14 protein-coding genes are annotated in these 14,370 nt (G+C 54.2%); 11 read left to right on the forward strand and 3 right to left on the reverse strand.

Going from position 1 to position 14,370, the window contains the following annotated elements:
• Positions 1-80: 80 nt before the first annotated feature.
• From metK to ABA45_RS14725, 7 genes are all read left to right on the forward strand, one after another.
• The gene (gene metK / locus ABA45_RS14695) at positions 81-1,271 is read left to right on the forward strand and encodes a methionine adenosyltransferase (RefSeq protein ID WP_048387319.1); all 1,191 of its coding nucleotides are present in this window, start codon (positions 81-83) and stop codon (positions 1,269-1,271) included.
• A 26-nt stretch (positions 1,272-1,297) separates the two neighbouring features.
• Complete coding sequence (ahcY, locus tag ABA45_RS14700; protein ID WP_048387320.1) at positions 1,298-2,692, forward strand: adenosylhomocysteinase; 1,395 nt, start codon at positions 1,298-1,300, stop codon at positions 2,690-2,692.
• 110 nt (positions 2,693-2,802) lie between these two features.
• Positions 2,803-3,672, forward strand: coding sequence for a methylenetetrahydrofolate reductase [NAD(P)H] (gene metF, locus ABA45_RS14705; RefSeq protein ID WP_048389137.1), 870 nt, complete (start codon positions 2,803-2,805; stop codon positions 3,670-3,672).
• A 294-nt stretch (positions 3,673-3,966) separates the two neighbouring features.
• Positions 3,967-4,725, forward strand: a complete 759-nt coding sequence (locus tag ABA45_RS14710; protein ID WP_048387322.1) for a transporter substrate-binding domain-containing protein — start codon at positions 3,967-3,969, stop codon at positions 4,723-4,725.
• 85 nt (positions 4,726-4,810) lie between these two features.
• On the forward strand, positions 4,811-5,482 hold the full coding sequence (locus ABA45_RS14715; RefSeq protein ID WP_048387323.1) for an amino acid ABC transporter permease: 672 nt from the start codon (positions 4,811-4,813) through the stop codon (positions 5,480-5,482).
• A gap of 13 nt (positions 5,483-5,495) precedes the next feature.
• Positions 5,496-6,242 carry an amino acid ABC transporter ATP-binding protein gene (locus ABA45_RS14720; protein WP_048387325.1) on the forward strand — a complete coding sequence of 249 codons (747 nt, stop codon included), beginning with the start codon at positions 5,496-5,498 and terminating at the stop codon, positions 6,240-6,242.
• 216 nt (positions 6,243-6,458) lie between these two features.
• Positions 6,459-6,839, forward strand: a complete 381-nt coding sequence (locus tag ABA45_RS14725) for a type II toxin-antitoxin system VapC family toxin (protein ID WP_048387327.1) — start codon at positions 6,459-6,461, stop codon at positions 6,837-6,839.
• A 358-nt stretch (positions 6,840-7,197) separates the two neighbouring features.
• On the opposite strand, the gene ABA45_RS14730 is transcribed toward ABA45_RS14725, so the two are convergent.
• Complete coding sequence (locus ABA45_RS14730) at positions 7,198-7,512, reverse strand: type VI secretion system PAAR protein (protein ID WP_048387329.1); 315 nt, start codon at positions 7,510-7,512, stop codon at positions 7,198-7,200.
• Positions 7,513-7,719: 207 nt separating this feature from the next.
• On the opposite strand from ABA45_RS14730, the gene ABA45_RS14735 reads away from it, so the two are divergent.
• The 4 genes from ABA45_RS14735 to ABA45_RS14750 all read left to right on the forward strand — a co-directional run bounded on the left by ABA45_RS14735 (position 7,720) and on the right by ABA45_RS14750 (position 12,301).
• Positions 7,720-9,069 (forward strand): adenosylmethionine--8-amino-7-oxononanoate transaminase, encoded by a 1,350-nt coding sequence (locus tag ABA45_RS14735; protein WP_048387331.1) that lies wholly within the window; start codon positions 7,720-7,722, stop codon positions 9,067-9,069.
• 24 nt (positions 9,070-9,093) lie between these two features.
• Complete coding sequence (locus ABA45_RS14740) at positions 9,094-9,828, forward strand: 16S rRNA (uracil(1498)-N(3))-methyltransferase (protein WP_048387334.1); 735 nt, start codon at positions 9,094-9,096, stop codon at positions 9,826-9,828.
• A 63-nt stretch (positions 9,829-9,891) separates the two neighbouring features.
• A complete protein-coding gene (locus ABA45_RS14745) occupies positions 9,892-11,121 on the forward strand; it encodes a DUF445 domain-containing protein (RefSeq protein WP_048387336.1) in 1,230 nt (409 codons plus the stop codon).
• A 127-nt stretch (positions 11,122-11,248) separates the two neighbouring features.
• Positions 11,249-12,301 (forward strand): HDOD domain-containing protein, encoded by a 1,053-nt coding sequence (locus ABA45_RS14750; RefSeq protein ID WP_048387337.1) that lies wholly within the window; start codon positions 11,249-11,251, stop codon positions 12,299-12,301.
• On the opposite strand, the gene ABA45_RS14755 is transcribed toward ABA45_RS14750, so the two are convergent.
• Complete coding sequence (locus ABA45_RS14755; protein ID WP_048387340.1) at positions 12,298-13,623, reverse strand: YihY/virulence factor BrkB family protein; 1,326 nt, start codon at positions 13,621-13,623, stop codon at positions 12,298-12,300. The two genes, ABA45_RS14750 and ABA45_RS14755, sit on opposite strands and share 4 nt — an antisense overlap.
• A gap of 142 nt (positions 13,624-13,765) precedes the next feature.
• On the reverse strand, positions 13,766-14,368 hold the full coding sequence (lpoB, locus tag ABA45_RS14760) for a penicillin-binding protein activator LpoB (protein ID WP_048387342.1): 603 nt from the start codon (positions 14,366-14,368) through the stop codon (positions 13,766-13,768).
• Positions 14,369-14,370: the final 2 nt, after the last annotated feature.

Raw genomic sequence — 14,370 nt, forward strand, 5'->3', positions numbered from 1 at the left:
AGTCAATCGGACCCTTTCGGACTGTTTACATACGTTTAGTCCGCTCATATTTTAGACCGCTCAAAAAGGAGCTACCGCTAATGTCTGACTACAATGTTTTCACCTCCGAATCCGTTTCGGAAGGCCATCCGGACAAGCTGGCAGACCAGATTTCGGATGCTGTGCTAGACGCCATCCTCATTAAAGACCGGCACGCCCGTGTTGCCTGTGAAACCATGGTGAAAACCGGTGTAGCCATTATCGGTGGTGAAGTAACCACCAGCGCCTGGGTAGACCTGGAAGACCTGGTACGCGGCGTAATCAGAGACATCGGCTATACCTCGTCTGAAGTCGGTTTTGACGGCGGCACCTGCGGAATTATCAACATCATCGGCAAACAGTCGGTGGACATTGCCCAGGGTGTAGATCGCCAGAAACCGGAAGACCAGGGCGCCGGCGATCAGGGCCTGATGTTCGGCTACGCCAGCAATGAAACCGAAGTACTGATGCCTGCCCCCATCACCTTCGCTCACCGTTTGGTAGAGCGCCAGGCCGAAGCTCGCAAAAACGGCATATTGCCGTGGTTGCGCCCAGACGCCAAGAGCCAGGTAACCTGCCGCTATGAAAATGGCAAGGTTGTGGGCATCGATGCGGTGGTGCTGTCTACCCAGCACGACCCAGACGTCAGCCAGGCCGATCTGAAAGAAGCCTCGATGGAAATGATTGTGAAGCACGCGTTGCCGGCAGAATTGCTGCACAAAGGCACCCAGTTCCACATCAATCCCACCGGCAAATTCGTGATCGGTGGCCCGGTCGGCGACTGTGGCCTGACCGGCCGTAAAATCATTGTAGACACCTACGGCGGCATGGCTCGCCACGGTGGCGGTGCCTTTTCCGGCAAAGATCCGTCAAAAGTGGACCGTTCCGCCGCTTACGCTGGGCGCTATGTGGCGAAGAATCTGGTGGCTGCCGGTTTGGCCGATAAATGCGAAATTCAAGTTTCTTACGCGATTGGTGTGGCACAACCCACGTCTATCTCCGTAAACACTTTCGGTACTGGCAAAATCAGCGATGACAAGATCGTTGAACTGATACGCCAGAACTTCGACCTGCGTCCTTACGCCATTACCAACATGCTGGACCTGCTGCACCCAATGTACCGGGCCACAGCAGCCTACGGTCATTTCGGCCGCAAGCCTCAACAAGTCACTGTAAATGGCGAAACATTCACCACATTCCCATGGGAAAAAACCGATCGCGCGGCAATCCTGAAAGACGCAGCTGGCATTTAATCGACAATGAACTGGAGAACACCTGAATGAGCATTCCCGCAGAAAAAATGAACGTCGTTGAAGACTTTAAAGTACGTGATATCTCGCTGGCCGCATGGGGCCGCAAGGAAATCAACATCGCCGAAGGCGAAATGCCGGCGCTGATGGCGCTCCGCAAACGGTACAAAGCTGAACAGCCTTTGGCTGGCGCTAACGTGGCTGGTTGCATCCATATGACCATTCAGACAGCTGTGCTGATTGAAACCCTGATTGAACTGGGTGCCAACGTACGCTGGTCGTCGTGCAACATTTTCTCTACCCAGGATCAGGCTGCTGCAGCTGTTGCCGCCGTTGGCGTTCCGGTGTTTGCCTGGAAAGGCGAGACCGACGACGAATTCGAGTGGTGCCTGCATCAAACCGTCGGCGCAGACGTGGAAGGCTGGTCGCCCAACATGATTCTGGACGACGGCGGTGATTTGACCGCATTGCTGCACAAAGAATATCCGGCAATTCTGGCCAACTGCCACGGCGTGACCGAAGAAACCACCACCGGTGTATACCGCCTTCAGGAAATGCTGCGCGACGGCATCCTGAAGATTCCGGCCATCAACGTGAATGATTCTGTCACCAAGGCCAAGAACGACAACAAATACGGTTGCCGTCACAGCCTGAACGACGCCATCAAACGCGCCACCGACCACCTGCTGTCTGGTAAGAAAGCACTGGTTATTGGTTACGGCGATGTGGGTAAGGGTTCTGCTGCTTCCTTGAATCAGGAAGGCATGATTGTGAAAGTTACCGAAGCCGACCCCATTTGTGCCATGCAGGCGTGCATGGACGGTTTTGAAGTGGTTTCACCGTACATCAACGGCGAGAACGACGGCACCGAAGCCTGCATCGACAAAGCTCTGCTGTCTAAAATCGACATTCTGGTGACCAGTACCGGTAACTACAACGTGTGCGATTCCAACATGCTGAAGGCTCTGAGGTCTGGTGCGGTTGTGTGCAACATCGGTCACTTCGATAACGAAATTGACACCGCGTACATGCGTGAGAACTGGGAATGGGACGAAGTTAAGCCGCAGGTTCACATTGTGTACCGCAACAAAGCGGCCAACGACCACTTGCTTCTGCTGTCTGAAGGCCGCCTGGTGAATCTGGGTAACGCAACCGGTCACCCGTCGCGCATTATGGACGGTTCTTTCGCCAACCAGGTGCTGGCTCAGATGTACCTGTTTGAGCGCAAGTTTGCTGAGCTGCCGGAAGAAGCCCGCGTGAAGGGTGTGTATGTGCAGGTTCTACCCAAGCACCTGGATGAAGAAGTGGCTCGTGCCATGGTCGAAGGCTTTGGTGGCGTGATCACCAAGATGACCCAAAAGCAGGCCGACTACCTTGGTGTTCCGGTGGAAGGCCCGTACAAGCCGGAAAGCTACAAGTACTAGGCATAAAGGCTATCTACAAGTACTTGTATTAGCACTAAGCCGCTACGGCGGATGTGATCACGGGCCAGCTTCGGCTGGCCCGGTTCCAACCCTACATTCTGGACATCAACATGGAATCCCAAAAACAATTTAAGCGGCGGTTCAGTTTTGAGTTCTTCCCGCCCAAGACCGAACAGGGCAAAGTAAAGCTGCAAGGCGTTCGCGACGAACTAGCGGCCGTAAACCCGGATTTCTTTTCAGTGACGTTTGGTGCCGGTGGTTCAACCCGTGACCGCACACTGGAAACTGTTTTTAGCCTGCACCAACAGGGCATTTCAGCCGCCCCGCACTTATCTTGCGTAGGTGGCACCCGGGCAGAAATCAAAGAACTGCTCGACACCTATAAAGAAAACGGCATTAACCGAATTGTGGCGCTTCGCGGCGACCTGCCCTCAGGAATGGGCGCAGCCGGTGAATTGCGTTACGCCAGCGAGTTGGTGAGCTTTATTCGCGAGCACAGCGGCGATTATTTCAATCTGGAAGTGGGCGCCTACCCTGAGTTTCACCCTCAGGCCCGCAGCGCCGAGGAAGACCTGAAGAACTTCGCCCGTAAGGTAGAAGCCGGCGCCAACAGCGCTATTACCCAATATTTCTTCAACGCCGACAGCTACTTTTATTTTATTGACCGGCTTGAAAAAGCGGGCGTTACCATCCCGGTGGTTCCCGGCATTATGCCCATTGTTAATTTCTCCAACCTGGTGCGTTTTTCCGACATGTGCGGCGCAGAAATCCCACGCTGGGTACGCAAGCAGTTAGAAGCTTACGGCGACGACAGCGAAAGCATTCGCCAGTTCGGCGAGGAAGTGGTTACCCGCATGTGTGAAAAACTGTTGCAAGCTGGCGCGCCCGGTTTGCACTTTTACACGATGAATCAGGTTGAGCCTAGCCTCGGAATCTGGAAAAACCTTGGTTTGGGTGAGCGCGAAAAAATACCGTTTTAACCGAAAAAAACACCCGTAACAGCTTATAACCTTCTGCTAGTACGGGTATTTTTTTGCTCAGAAAAAGCCTTTCCGAGTGTCACACATTTGATTTTGCACCGCAGTCTGGGTAATAGTCTAGAGTGTCGTTACTGCAGTTCGGAGCAACACTTTCAACACAACTCTCAACGTAGCTCTTAACGCAATTCATAACACAGCCCCCGAAAATTTGCCCCGGCTATTCCCTGCCTCGATCGGCTCGGAAGGCTTTTTACATTGCGGCAGCCGGGGTTTTATAAAAACCAAGGAGAAAACATGAGCACTAAATGGCTGAAAACACTGACTGCTGGCCTGGCTCTGACCGCAGCAGCGGGTACCGTGAGCGCAGAAAAGCTGAAAATTGCGACCGACCCCAGCTTTGTACCTTTCGAAATGCTGGACATAAAAACCGGTGAAATGATCGGTTTCGACATGGAAATCATCGCCGAAGTCGCCAAACGGGCGGGCTTTGAATACGACATGAACACCATGGATTTCAACGGCATAATTCCGGCCCTGCAGACTGGCAGTATCGATATTGCTATTGCGGGCATTACCATCACGGAAGCTCGCGAGAAAATCGTCGACTTCTCTGACCCGTACTACGATTCAGGCCTGCGCCTGCTGGTGCGCGTTGATAACAACAAAATTCTGGAATTCAAAGATCTTGAAGGCAAAAAGATCGGCTCCAAAATCGGCAGCACCAGCTACGATTATTTAACCGGAAATCTGAAAGATAACGATGGCGTAACACCCTACCCGGGCAGCGCAGATATGTATCTGGCGCTGATGTCTCGCTCTGTTGATGCCGTGTTCTACGACGCCCCCAATGTGGCCTATTTCGCCCGTACCAAGGGCGAAGGCAAAGTGAAAACCGTTGGTGCCCTGTATGAAGGTCAGCAGTATGGTATTGCCCTGAAGGCCGGTAGTGAATGGGTAGACGAAGTGAACGCTGCTCTGGCAGAAATCCACGAAGACGGCACTTACAAAACCATTTATGAAACATGGTTTGGCCCTCTGCCCGACGCTAAGTAAGCTCGGGATGTAACAATCTGATCTATTGCACCGGGGCCACGAGCCCCGGTGTTTTATCTCGCTAACTCCTGCGGAGACATTCACTGTGGAATCACAGTTCCAATTTGACTGGCAAGCCGCCATAGATTCCATACCCTTCCTGGCGAAGGGTATTCCTTACACCTTGATGATTTCGTTCGGCGGCCTCGTTATCGGTTTTCTGCTGGGCATTTTGTTTGGCCTGTTGAGCATTAACAAACACTGGTATTTCCGCTGGCCCGCAACGACGTACATTGAAATATTCCGCGGCACGCCCATTCTGGTCCAGGTGCTGTTCATATTTTACGGTTTACCCGACCTTATTGGCGGCCCGATTGATCCGCTTGTCGCCGGTATTGCGGCCATCGCCCTGAACTCGGGTGCCTATATTTCTGAAGTAGTTCGTGGCGGTGTGCAGTCTATTGACCGCGGCCAAACCGAAGCAGGCCTGTCGTTAGGCCTGTCCCGTACCCAGAGTTTCTGGTCGATTGTGTGGCCCCAGGCGTTTCGCCGAATGATCCCACCCCTCGGTAACCAGGCCATCGTCAGCATTAAAGACACCTCGCTGTTTTCTGTTATCGGCGTCGGTGAACTGGTTCGTCAGGGCCAGGTGTACATTGCCAATACCTTCACCGCCTTTGAGGTGTATTTTGTAGTGGCCCTTATGTATCTTGCTATAACCCTGTCACTGTCTATGGTTCTGCGCTATATGGAAAAGCGCGGCCGGGCCTCTGTGTGAAGGAAACTGACTGATGACTCATATTGTGCAGCTCAAACGCATGAACAAGTACTTCGGCAAGCTTCACGTGCTGAAAGACATCGATCTGGCCGTAGAGGCCGGCGAAGTGGTGGTGATTATCGGCGCCAGCGGCTCCGGTAAATCCACCTTGATCCGCTGCGTGAACGGTCTGGAAGAATACGAATCTGGCCACCTGGAAGTCGACGGCCATAAACTGGCGCCCAAAGGCGGCAACCAGGAATCCCTGGCTGAAATCCGCAAAGAAGTGGGCATGGTATTCCAACAGTTCAATCTGTTTCCTCACCTGTCGGTGAAGAAGAACATCATGCTGGCGCCTATGAAGGTTAAAAGTGCCAATAAAACCGTTGCGAATGCCACTGCAGATCGCTTGCTTGAGCGCGTTGGCATCAGTGATCAGGCCGACAAGTTCCCGAGCCAGTTGTCTGGCGGCCAGCAGCAACGGGTAGCCATCGCCCGTGCCCTGGCGATGGAACCGCGGGTAATGCTGTTTGACGAGCCCACCTCGGCACTAGACCCGGAAATGGTGGGCGAAGTGCTAGACGTTATGCGTGAACTGGCCAAAGAAGGCATGACCATGATGGTGGTGACCCACGAAATGGGCTTCGCCCGCGAAGTGGCCGACCGGGTGATTTACATCCACGAAGGCCAGATTGTGGAAGAAGGAAAACCCCAGGACGTGTTCGACAACCCCCAGAACGAACGTACCCAGGCGTTTCTGTCACGGGTGCTGGCGCACTGATGAGTTGTTAAAGTTGAGTTGAAAAGTTGAACAACTGAAAAGCTAAAGAGTAACGACAAAGCCCCCATATTCGGGGGCTTTGTCGTTTTAGGAACTGTCTCGGGAAGCAATAAAAGTGTTTGTAAGAACTCGCGCCGCCAAACGCCTGGCGGCGCTGGGTGGTACCGCACCCGAAATGCAAGACATCCCTCGCCGCCATGAAGACGCTCCGGCGTCATGAATGTACTGGTTGATACATCCGTCTGGGCGGGGCACTTTCGTCATCGCAATACAACGCTTACCAAGCTGTTGCTCTCAGACAGAGTTCTGACACACCCCATGGTGGTTGCCGAACTCGCTTGCGGCACGCCGCCCTCACCGCGCGCGCAAACACTCTCTGATATCGGTCTGCTGGAACCGGCGAACCAGGCAAGTATTGCCGAAGTGCGGATTCTGATTGAACAGGAAAAGCTCTACGTTTTAGGTTGTGGCCTGATGGATATTGCACTTCTGGCGTCTACGTTGATTACACCGGGCGCCGTGCTATGGACCTTTGACAAGCGCCTGGCAAAATTGGCGGAACGTTTTAATATCCATTATTCAGGGCCCAAGCAATAGCACTCAGCTGTGCCAGCAAACAATGACCTAAAACCCGTTTTCTACTCTGAAATCGTTAGACGTACCCCAGAGGCCCTCTACCCATGCGCAATGCTCTTTGACGACAATCATTTCGCCAGGTAATGCGTAACTTCCAGTACCGGGATTAAGGCGTTCGCAGTTATCCGGTTTAGCGGAAGCATCTCCGTATAGCATCGTCAGCAGTTCATTTTTACTCATAGGGCGACGCACTACGTGAAAGCTTGGCTCGCTCAAATCCTTATCAGACTTCTCGTTCAAGCCGGGAGACGGCGTATTTTTTGGTCGCGAACGCCCACCAAAGCCCAGAGCTTCTGGCTAACGCTACCATCGGTGACACTCACGAAAACACTGCCGGCGTATGAGCATCCCCAATCACCACCGAACCCGAGCCAATAGCCACACCACCACAGGAAATCGCGCTGCCGGTTACGGCCGCCGGTATTCCGTTAATAACAACGGTGGAAGAGCCAGCGGCAATGGCCCGCGGATGGGGTGGGTGTTTGGGCTTTGAATGGGGTGCTAAGGGATCGCTTAGGCGGGCAACGGGTTTGCCGTCAATTAAAACATCGGGTGAACCGGCAATCACCGGCGTTGGCGGGAATCCACTGTGATCGGAACCCAGGTCTCCGAGAAGTACCACTGCTTTGCTCATGTCGCATCCTTTGCGTTGAGTTCGTCCTTATTGGGGCTTTCCACGCGCCAAGAGCAATTCTGGCCCAAAACACGCGTGCGCTTATATTCTCGCCTTCGGAGCTCCCTTTCAAAGCAGTAGCCTGAACTCGCTGTTAACTGTAGAATTTAAAAAGGTTAACAGCCGATTCATCGGTACCCAATAATATTGTCTGTCTGGAGCTCTTCAATGCGCAACGCCGACCTCGTCGCCCGTGACCTTAAGTCCGTGTGGCACCCCTGTACGCAGATGAAAGACCACGAAACCTTGCCGCTGATTCCGATTAAAAAAGGCAAAGGAGTGTGGCTGGAAGACTTCGAAAATAACCGCTATATCGACGCGGTCAGCTCTTGGTGGGTGAATCTGTTTGGCCACTCCAATGACCGCATTAACAATGCGATCATCGAACAGATCGGCCAGCTGGAACACGTGATTCTGGCTGGTTTCAGCCACGAGCCGGTGGTGAATCTGTCAGAGCGATTGATTGAGGTAACGCCGGAAGGACTGAACAAGTGCTTTTACGCCGACAACGGTTCATCCGCTATCGAAGCGGCGCTGAAGATGAGTTTTCACTACTGGAAGAACCAGGGCCTGCCGAACAAGAAGCACTTTGTGAATCTCGCCAACAGCTACCACGGTGAAACCCTGGGCGCGCTGGCACTGGGTGATGTGGCGATTTACAAAAACACCTACCAGCCTTTGTTGATGGAAGTGATTACTGCACCCTCGCCGGATGCCTACCTGAAAGAGCCCGGTGAAACCGACGAAGCCTTCGCTCTGCGCCAGTTTGAAGCGATGGAAGCGCTGCTGGCAGAAAGGCACCACGAAATCTCCGCGGTGGTGGTAGAGCCGCTCATTCAATGCGCCGGCGGCATGCGCATGCACCACCCGATTTACCACACCAAACTGCGCGAAGCCTGTGACCGGTACGGCGTACATCTGATTGCCGACGAAATTGCCGTGGGCTTTGGCCGCACCGGTACCCTATTCGCCTGCGAGCAGGCGGGCATTACGCCGGATTTCATGTGCTTGTCAAAAGGCCTGACCGCAGGCTACCTGCCATTGTCTGTGGTGCTGACCACTGATACCGTCTACAACGGGTTTTACGACGATTACGAAACCATGCGGGCGTTTTTGCACAGCCACAGTTACACCGGTAACCCCATTGGCTGCGCCGTAGCACTGGCAACTCTCGACATTTTCCGTGATGATCGAGTTATTGAGAATAACCGGCGCTTGTCGGCCTGTATGGCTGAGTCGGTTGCTCATCTGGCGGATCACCCCAACGTGGGTGATATTCGCCAACACGGCATGACACTGGCCATTGAAATGGTTAAAAACAAAGCCGACAAAACGCCCTTCCACTGGAAAGAAAGGCGCGGCTTGAAAGTGTACCAGCACTCGCTCACCCGCCAGGCCTTGATACGCCCGCTGGGCAATGTGGTGTATTTTATGCCGCCCTATGTGATCACCGAAGACCAGATTCAGCATCTGGCCCGGGTAGCCACGGAGGGCATTAATATCGCTGTGCGCGACTGATTCGCGCCTTTAAGGAAAACTGCGTTGCGAATACCACGAATCTACACTGACACTCCGTTACAGGCCGGCGCAGAAGCGCAGCTGGACGACAACGCCGCACAACATGTCGGCCGGGTATTGCGTATGCAACCTGGCCAGGCACTCAGCCTGTTCAACGGCGATGGCCACGATTACCAGGCGCTGATTGCCAGCGCCAGCAAGAAAAACGTGACGGTTCAGGTGGAACATTTCACTGCAAACAGCCGTGAATCGGCGCTGGAGATCGTGCTCGGGCAAACCCTGTCAAAGGGTGACCGCATGGATTATGCAGTGCAGAAAGCGACGGAAATGGGCGTTACCCGAATCGTGCCTCTTTCCACCGAACGCTGCGATGTGCGTCTGAAAGGCGACCGCGAAGACAAGCGTCTGAACCACTGGCGCTCGGTAGCCATCAGCGCCGCCGAACAATGCGGCCGCGCACGAGTGCCGGAGATTCTACCGGTGATGAACATCACCGAATGGCTGGAATACAGCCAGCGCTGCGACGTGCGCCTGGTGCTCCACCACCGCACCGAACAATCACTGGATTCTCTGGCCAAGCCCAACAGCGTTGCCCTTATGATCGGTCCTGAAGGCGGCCTCAGCGCCGACGAAATTGCCCAAGCTGAAAAATCCGGCTTCCTCCCGGTTGCTCTCGGCCCGAGAGTGCTCCGCACGGAAACCGCGCCGGTTGCCGCCATGGCACTCTGCCAGTGGCTGTGGGGTGATGTTGGTGCCTGATCCCCGTATGTGCTTTCCCAAGCGGGCAAAATCACCCACACACCCAATCGTTAAGACCTACGGGTGACAAGCCTGGCCACTTCCATCGAGCTCTTGCAGTACCTCAGCATCCCGGTCATCGCGGCTTGTATCGGCTGGGCCACCAACTGGCTGGCCATCAAGATGACGTTTTACCCCATTGAATTTTTTGGCTGGCCACCGTACCTGGGCTGGCAAGGCATTATTCCCTCAAAAGCCCGAAAAATGGCGTTCATCAGCGTAGACGCCACCATCGCCAAGATTGGCACCGTGCCGCAAATCTTCCAGCAGCTAGACCCCAACGTACTCGCAACTCAGCTCATCCACACCATAAACCCGCAGGTTGAAGGTTACGTAAACGAGCTGATGATGCGCGAGTCGCCGGCGTTTTGGCAGAGCTTGCCAGGCCCGGCCAAATGGCTGGTGTACGAGCGAGCGCGCAAAGCCTTGCCCGCACTGATGATGCAAGTAATGGACGACATAGCGCAAAACGCGGAACAGCTGTTAGACATAAAAACCATGGTGGTAGACCGGCTCACCACTGATAAAACCCTGCTGAACCGCATATTTCTGACCTGCGGCTACCGTGAATTCCATTTTATTGTGAAATCAGGCCTGTATCTGGGTTTTGGCTTTGGCCTGTTACAGATGCTGCTGTGGTTCGTATTCCCCGTGTGGTGGGTGCTGCCGCTGGGCGGTTTACTGGTGGGTTTTGCCACCAACTGGATTGCCCTAAACGTTATTTTCCGCCCGCTGTACCCATTACGTCTTGGCCGTTGGCGCATTCAGGGGCTGTTTCTGAAACGTCAACCAGAAGTGGCCGAATCCTTCTGCCACATTGTGGCCCACGACATACTCACGGTGGGTAATATTATAGATGCCATACTGGATGGTCCCCGGGGCGGCCAGGCGCTGGATATCATCAAAGCACATTTACGGCCACTGCTTAACGCAGACGCAGGCGTCAATCAAACGCTGGCACACATGGCGCTGGGCCCCGCTGCCGCTGTCAGTTTACGCAATCAGCTGGAAAGCAAAGCCGTTGAGCTGTCCCGCAGGTCTTTAAGCCAACCGGATTTTCAGAAAGATCGGGCGCGAGCCATCGAATCTATTATGGTTGAGCGCATGCTGGCGCTGTCTTCCGGAGAGTTTCAGGAATTGCTGCGGCCGTGCTTTCAGGAAGATGAAATCAAACTGATTCTGGTGGGTGCGGTACTGGGTCTGTTGGCCGGTATTGGCCAGCTGATTCTGGTGTTTGGGCAGGCATTGGCATAAGTCATTTAGCATGCAGTAAACATGTACAAGTGTGATTTTAGATCTATAGTACAACGTGTCGGATTCGCGGCATGGAGATCTGCCAGCACACTCAACCACTTGCCTGCATTTTGCTACGGAGGTTTTAATGCCAGGACTGTTTTCCTGGATTAGCGGTTGCTTCAACCGCGCCGACAAAACACCGCCGGCGCCAGCCCTCGGCAATGGTTTCTTCGGCAAAGGTGGCTCCAGTAGCAAGGCGGAAGGTCATCGTCCGCTTGCTGAGGCACTGCACCAGCACCTTTTTTGCTGGTTGCTGGATACGCGGCCGCAAACGTTGGGAGCTGACCTGGAAAACCCAGAGGCGGCGATCGAAGCGATAGCAAAGCGCTTGCGCGCCGATGAGCTCAGCGAACTACCGCGCCAACCCATGAGCCTGCCCATGCTAATGAGTGCGCTGTCTGACGACACCACCACGCGCCAGGATCTGGGTAATATTATCCTGCGTGATCCAGCGCTAACGGATCAGTTGCTAAAAATCGCCAACAGTCCGTTTTTTCGTCCCGACAAAAATGACATTGAAACCGTAGATCAAGCGATTTTAATGCTAGGTATGAACGGCATCCGCAGTGTTGTATCCGCCGCATTGATGCGGCCAATGATGTCACCACGTAACAATGAAGAAATCACTTTCACCGATCGTGCCTGGCGCTGGGGAATGGCTAGCGCACGCGCAGCAGAAACCGTTGCCCGACTTCAGGGTAAAGACGCCAGCGTTTATTTTATGGCTGGCTTGTTGCCTGCTCTGGCCTATATAACGCTTTACCGTGAGGCTCATCGCCTGGTGCCCGCCGGCGCCGATGGCACTTTAATCAAACTGAAGCCGGCCACTTTGCACCAGATTCTAGTGCGTTATCAATGGCCGGTGGCCCGGCTTATCGCCCGCACCTGGGGGCTTTCTGACAACTATCAGGGCCTCCTGCACCGGCCCGAGAGCCCACGAAGCCATGAAAACTCTGCGTTAATCGACGGCATTGTTATTGCCACTCGCGAAGTGCTACGCCAAGCGCGCCAGCGCAATTTGGCAGAAGAAGACCTTCCAGCATTGGTGCAATTGAGCAAGAATGACGTCACCCGGGTTCAAGCTGCCCTGAAGCCCATGCTCGAAGATCCCGAAAATACGCCGACAGCTCAAGACTAAGGCACTAACGGGCTCGGCCTGTCTTCACCGGCCAGCAGTTCAGCGAAGGTGAGCTCGTCGCCCTTCGTGGATCGGCCAAACAGACTTTTCGGTAGCAACGCTGGCAAACGTGCCACCACGTTATCTTCATCATTACGCACGGCCTTTAGTACGTCACCCACCGAAATTCGCTCCAACGACCGGGCCGGGTGCAAGCAGTCTCCCTGGTTGCCGGCCAGGGTCAGCAGCTTGGCGCGGATGAGTTTGTCACTGACATTACGAGTGACCTCCCCCGGAACTCTGAGCTCGTGCTCAATTGCTTCCTGCCGCGGCGCGGGCCGGCCCTCGTGAAACGGCTTGGCCACCATCCACATCAACGCCAAGGCGACCTGCTCCTGCAACTCCGGCGCCAACTGCACCTGATGGCGCTTGGCCACAGAGCCCGGATTCTGCAAGTAAAAGCTCAAACTGGCACCCAGCAGCAGTATCATCCAGTTCAGATAGATCCAGATCAGCATGATAATGCCAATGGCAAAGCTGGAGTAAATGGCGGCGTATTTGGCAGACCCGGCCACGAACGACGCAAACAGCATCCCAGCCCCCTGCCAAGACACGCCAGCAATAAGGCCTGCCAGAAACGCGTAACGTAACTTCACTCGCGTGTTGGGAATGAACACATACACAAACGTGAAGGCGCCCACGACCAGGAAGAACGGTGTAAAGCGGCTGATCAGCAAAATCACCGAGCCGAAAGGTTCTATCTCTATCAGGGTTTGCACAAACGATGAGGAAAAAATGGTGGCGCTAATACCAATAGCGGACACCATCAGCAGCGGCCCCACCATGATAACGCTTAAATAATTACTGAAGCGCTGTGACAAAGAGCGCATCTCTGCCACTCGCCAAATCATATTAAACGAGCGCTCTATTTTCTGCACCAGGGACACTACCGTGTACACCAGCACTGCAAGGCCCACCGAGCCCAACACGCCCACTTTCATATTGTCCACAAAGCCCAAAATGCGCTCTGCCATGTCAATACCCTGGGGGCCCAGCGGCTGGAAGAACTGGTACAGGAACGGCTCCATTTGCTGATGCACGCCCAGAGCCTTCAACACCGAAAAGCTTAACGCCAGCAACGGCACAATGCTCAATAACGTGGTGTAAACCAGACTCATGGCGTGAAGAGTCAGCTGGCCACTGATAAAATCACGAATCAGCGCGTACAGCGAGCGCCCGGTTTTATAGAGCCAGGTCCAGGGCCAGTGTTGCGGCGGATTAGGATTTGCCAGTATCCATTTTTCAGCGGCGGCAAGACGTTCTTGTATTTGAAGAGAGGCCACTTTTTGTCCCGTTGCCAGACTATGAAAGTGCCCCTGTTTCGAGCAGGGGCAGACAGACTCAAGTATGGCTCAAATAAGTGCCGGGTGGAAAACCGGCCGCTGGTGCACAAAAAATGGCACCCTCACCCTCACCCTCAGCCGTTTACCAGGAAACGGAGTCATTGGGCCCGCGTTTGATAATGGGCGTTTCTACCTCCCAGGTTGCCAAGCCTGTTACCAGGTCGGTCAGTGATAGCTGAATGTAATATTCAACTTGCTGCTCTTTACCTGCTGTGTGATTGCGCTGCAGAATCTTACCGGACAGGCTCAGGTCTGGCGCTTTCAAGGTGCCTTTGCGTTGCACTCCTGATTGGTCAAACTCTTCAGAATCACGCAACTCGCGCGCACGCGCGCTCATTTCATCTTCAGCACCATCAAGGCCTACTGCCGTGGTGGTCACGACTTTGCCGGAGCGCAGCAACCCCACACGAATCTTCTTGGTGAGCTGATCTGTGTCGATACGCTGCATCGTGTCATTGGTCACGCGACTGACCACCATGATATAGCGCTCGCCATTGGGTTTACTAACGGCGCCGCTGGCAAGCATGTCATCCACGGCCTCGGTGGCCGCTTTTTCGAAATCCCGGTAATCCATGGTCATGGTCACAGGGCCATCGTCAGCAGCCGGGTCGATATATCGGGTAGGCGTCGCACAGCCAGCAAGCATGAGCAGGCTGACACAAAGCACAATCGGAAGTTTGAACATAC

Source organism: Marinobacter psychrophilus, from assembly GCF_001043175.1.
Taxonomy (GTDB): Bacteria; Pseudomonadota; Gammaproteobacteria; order Pseudomonadales; family Oleiphilaceae; genus Marinobacter; species Marinobacter psychrophilus.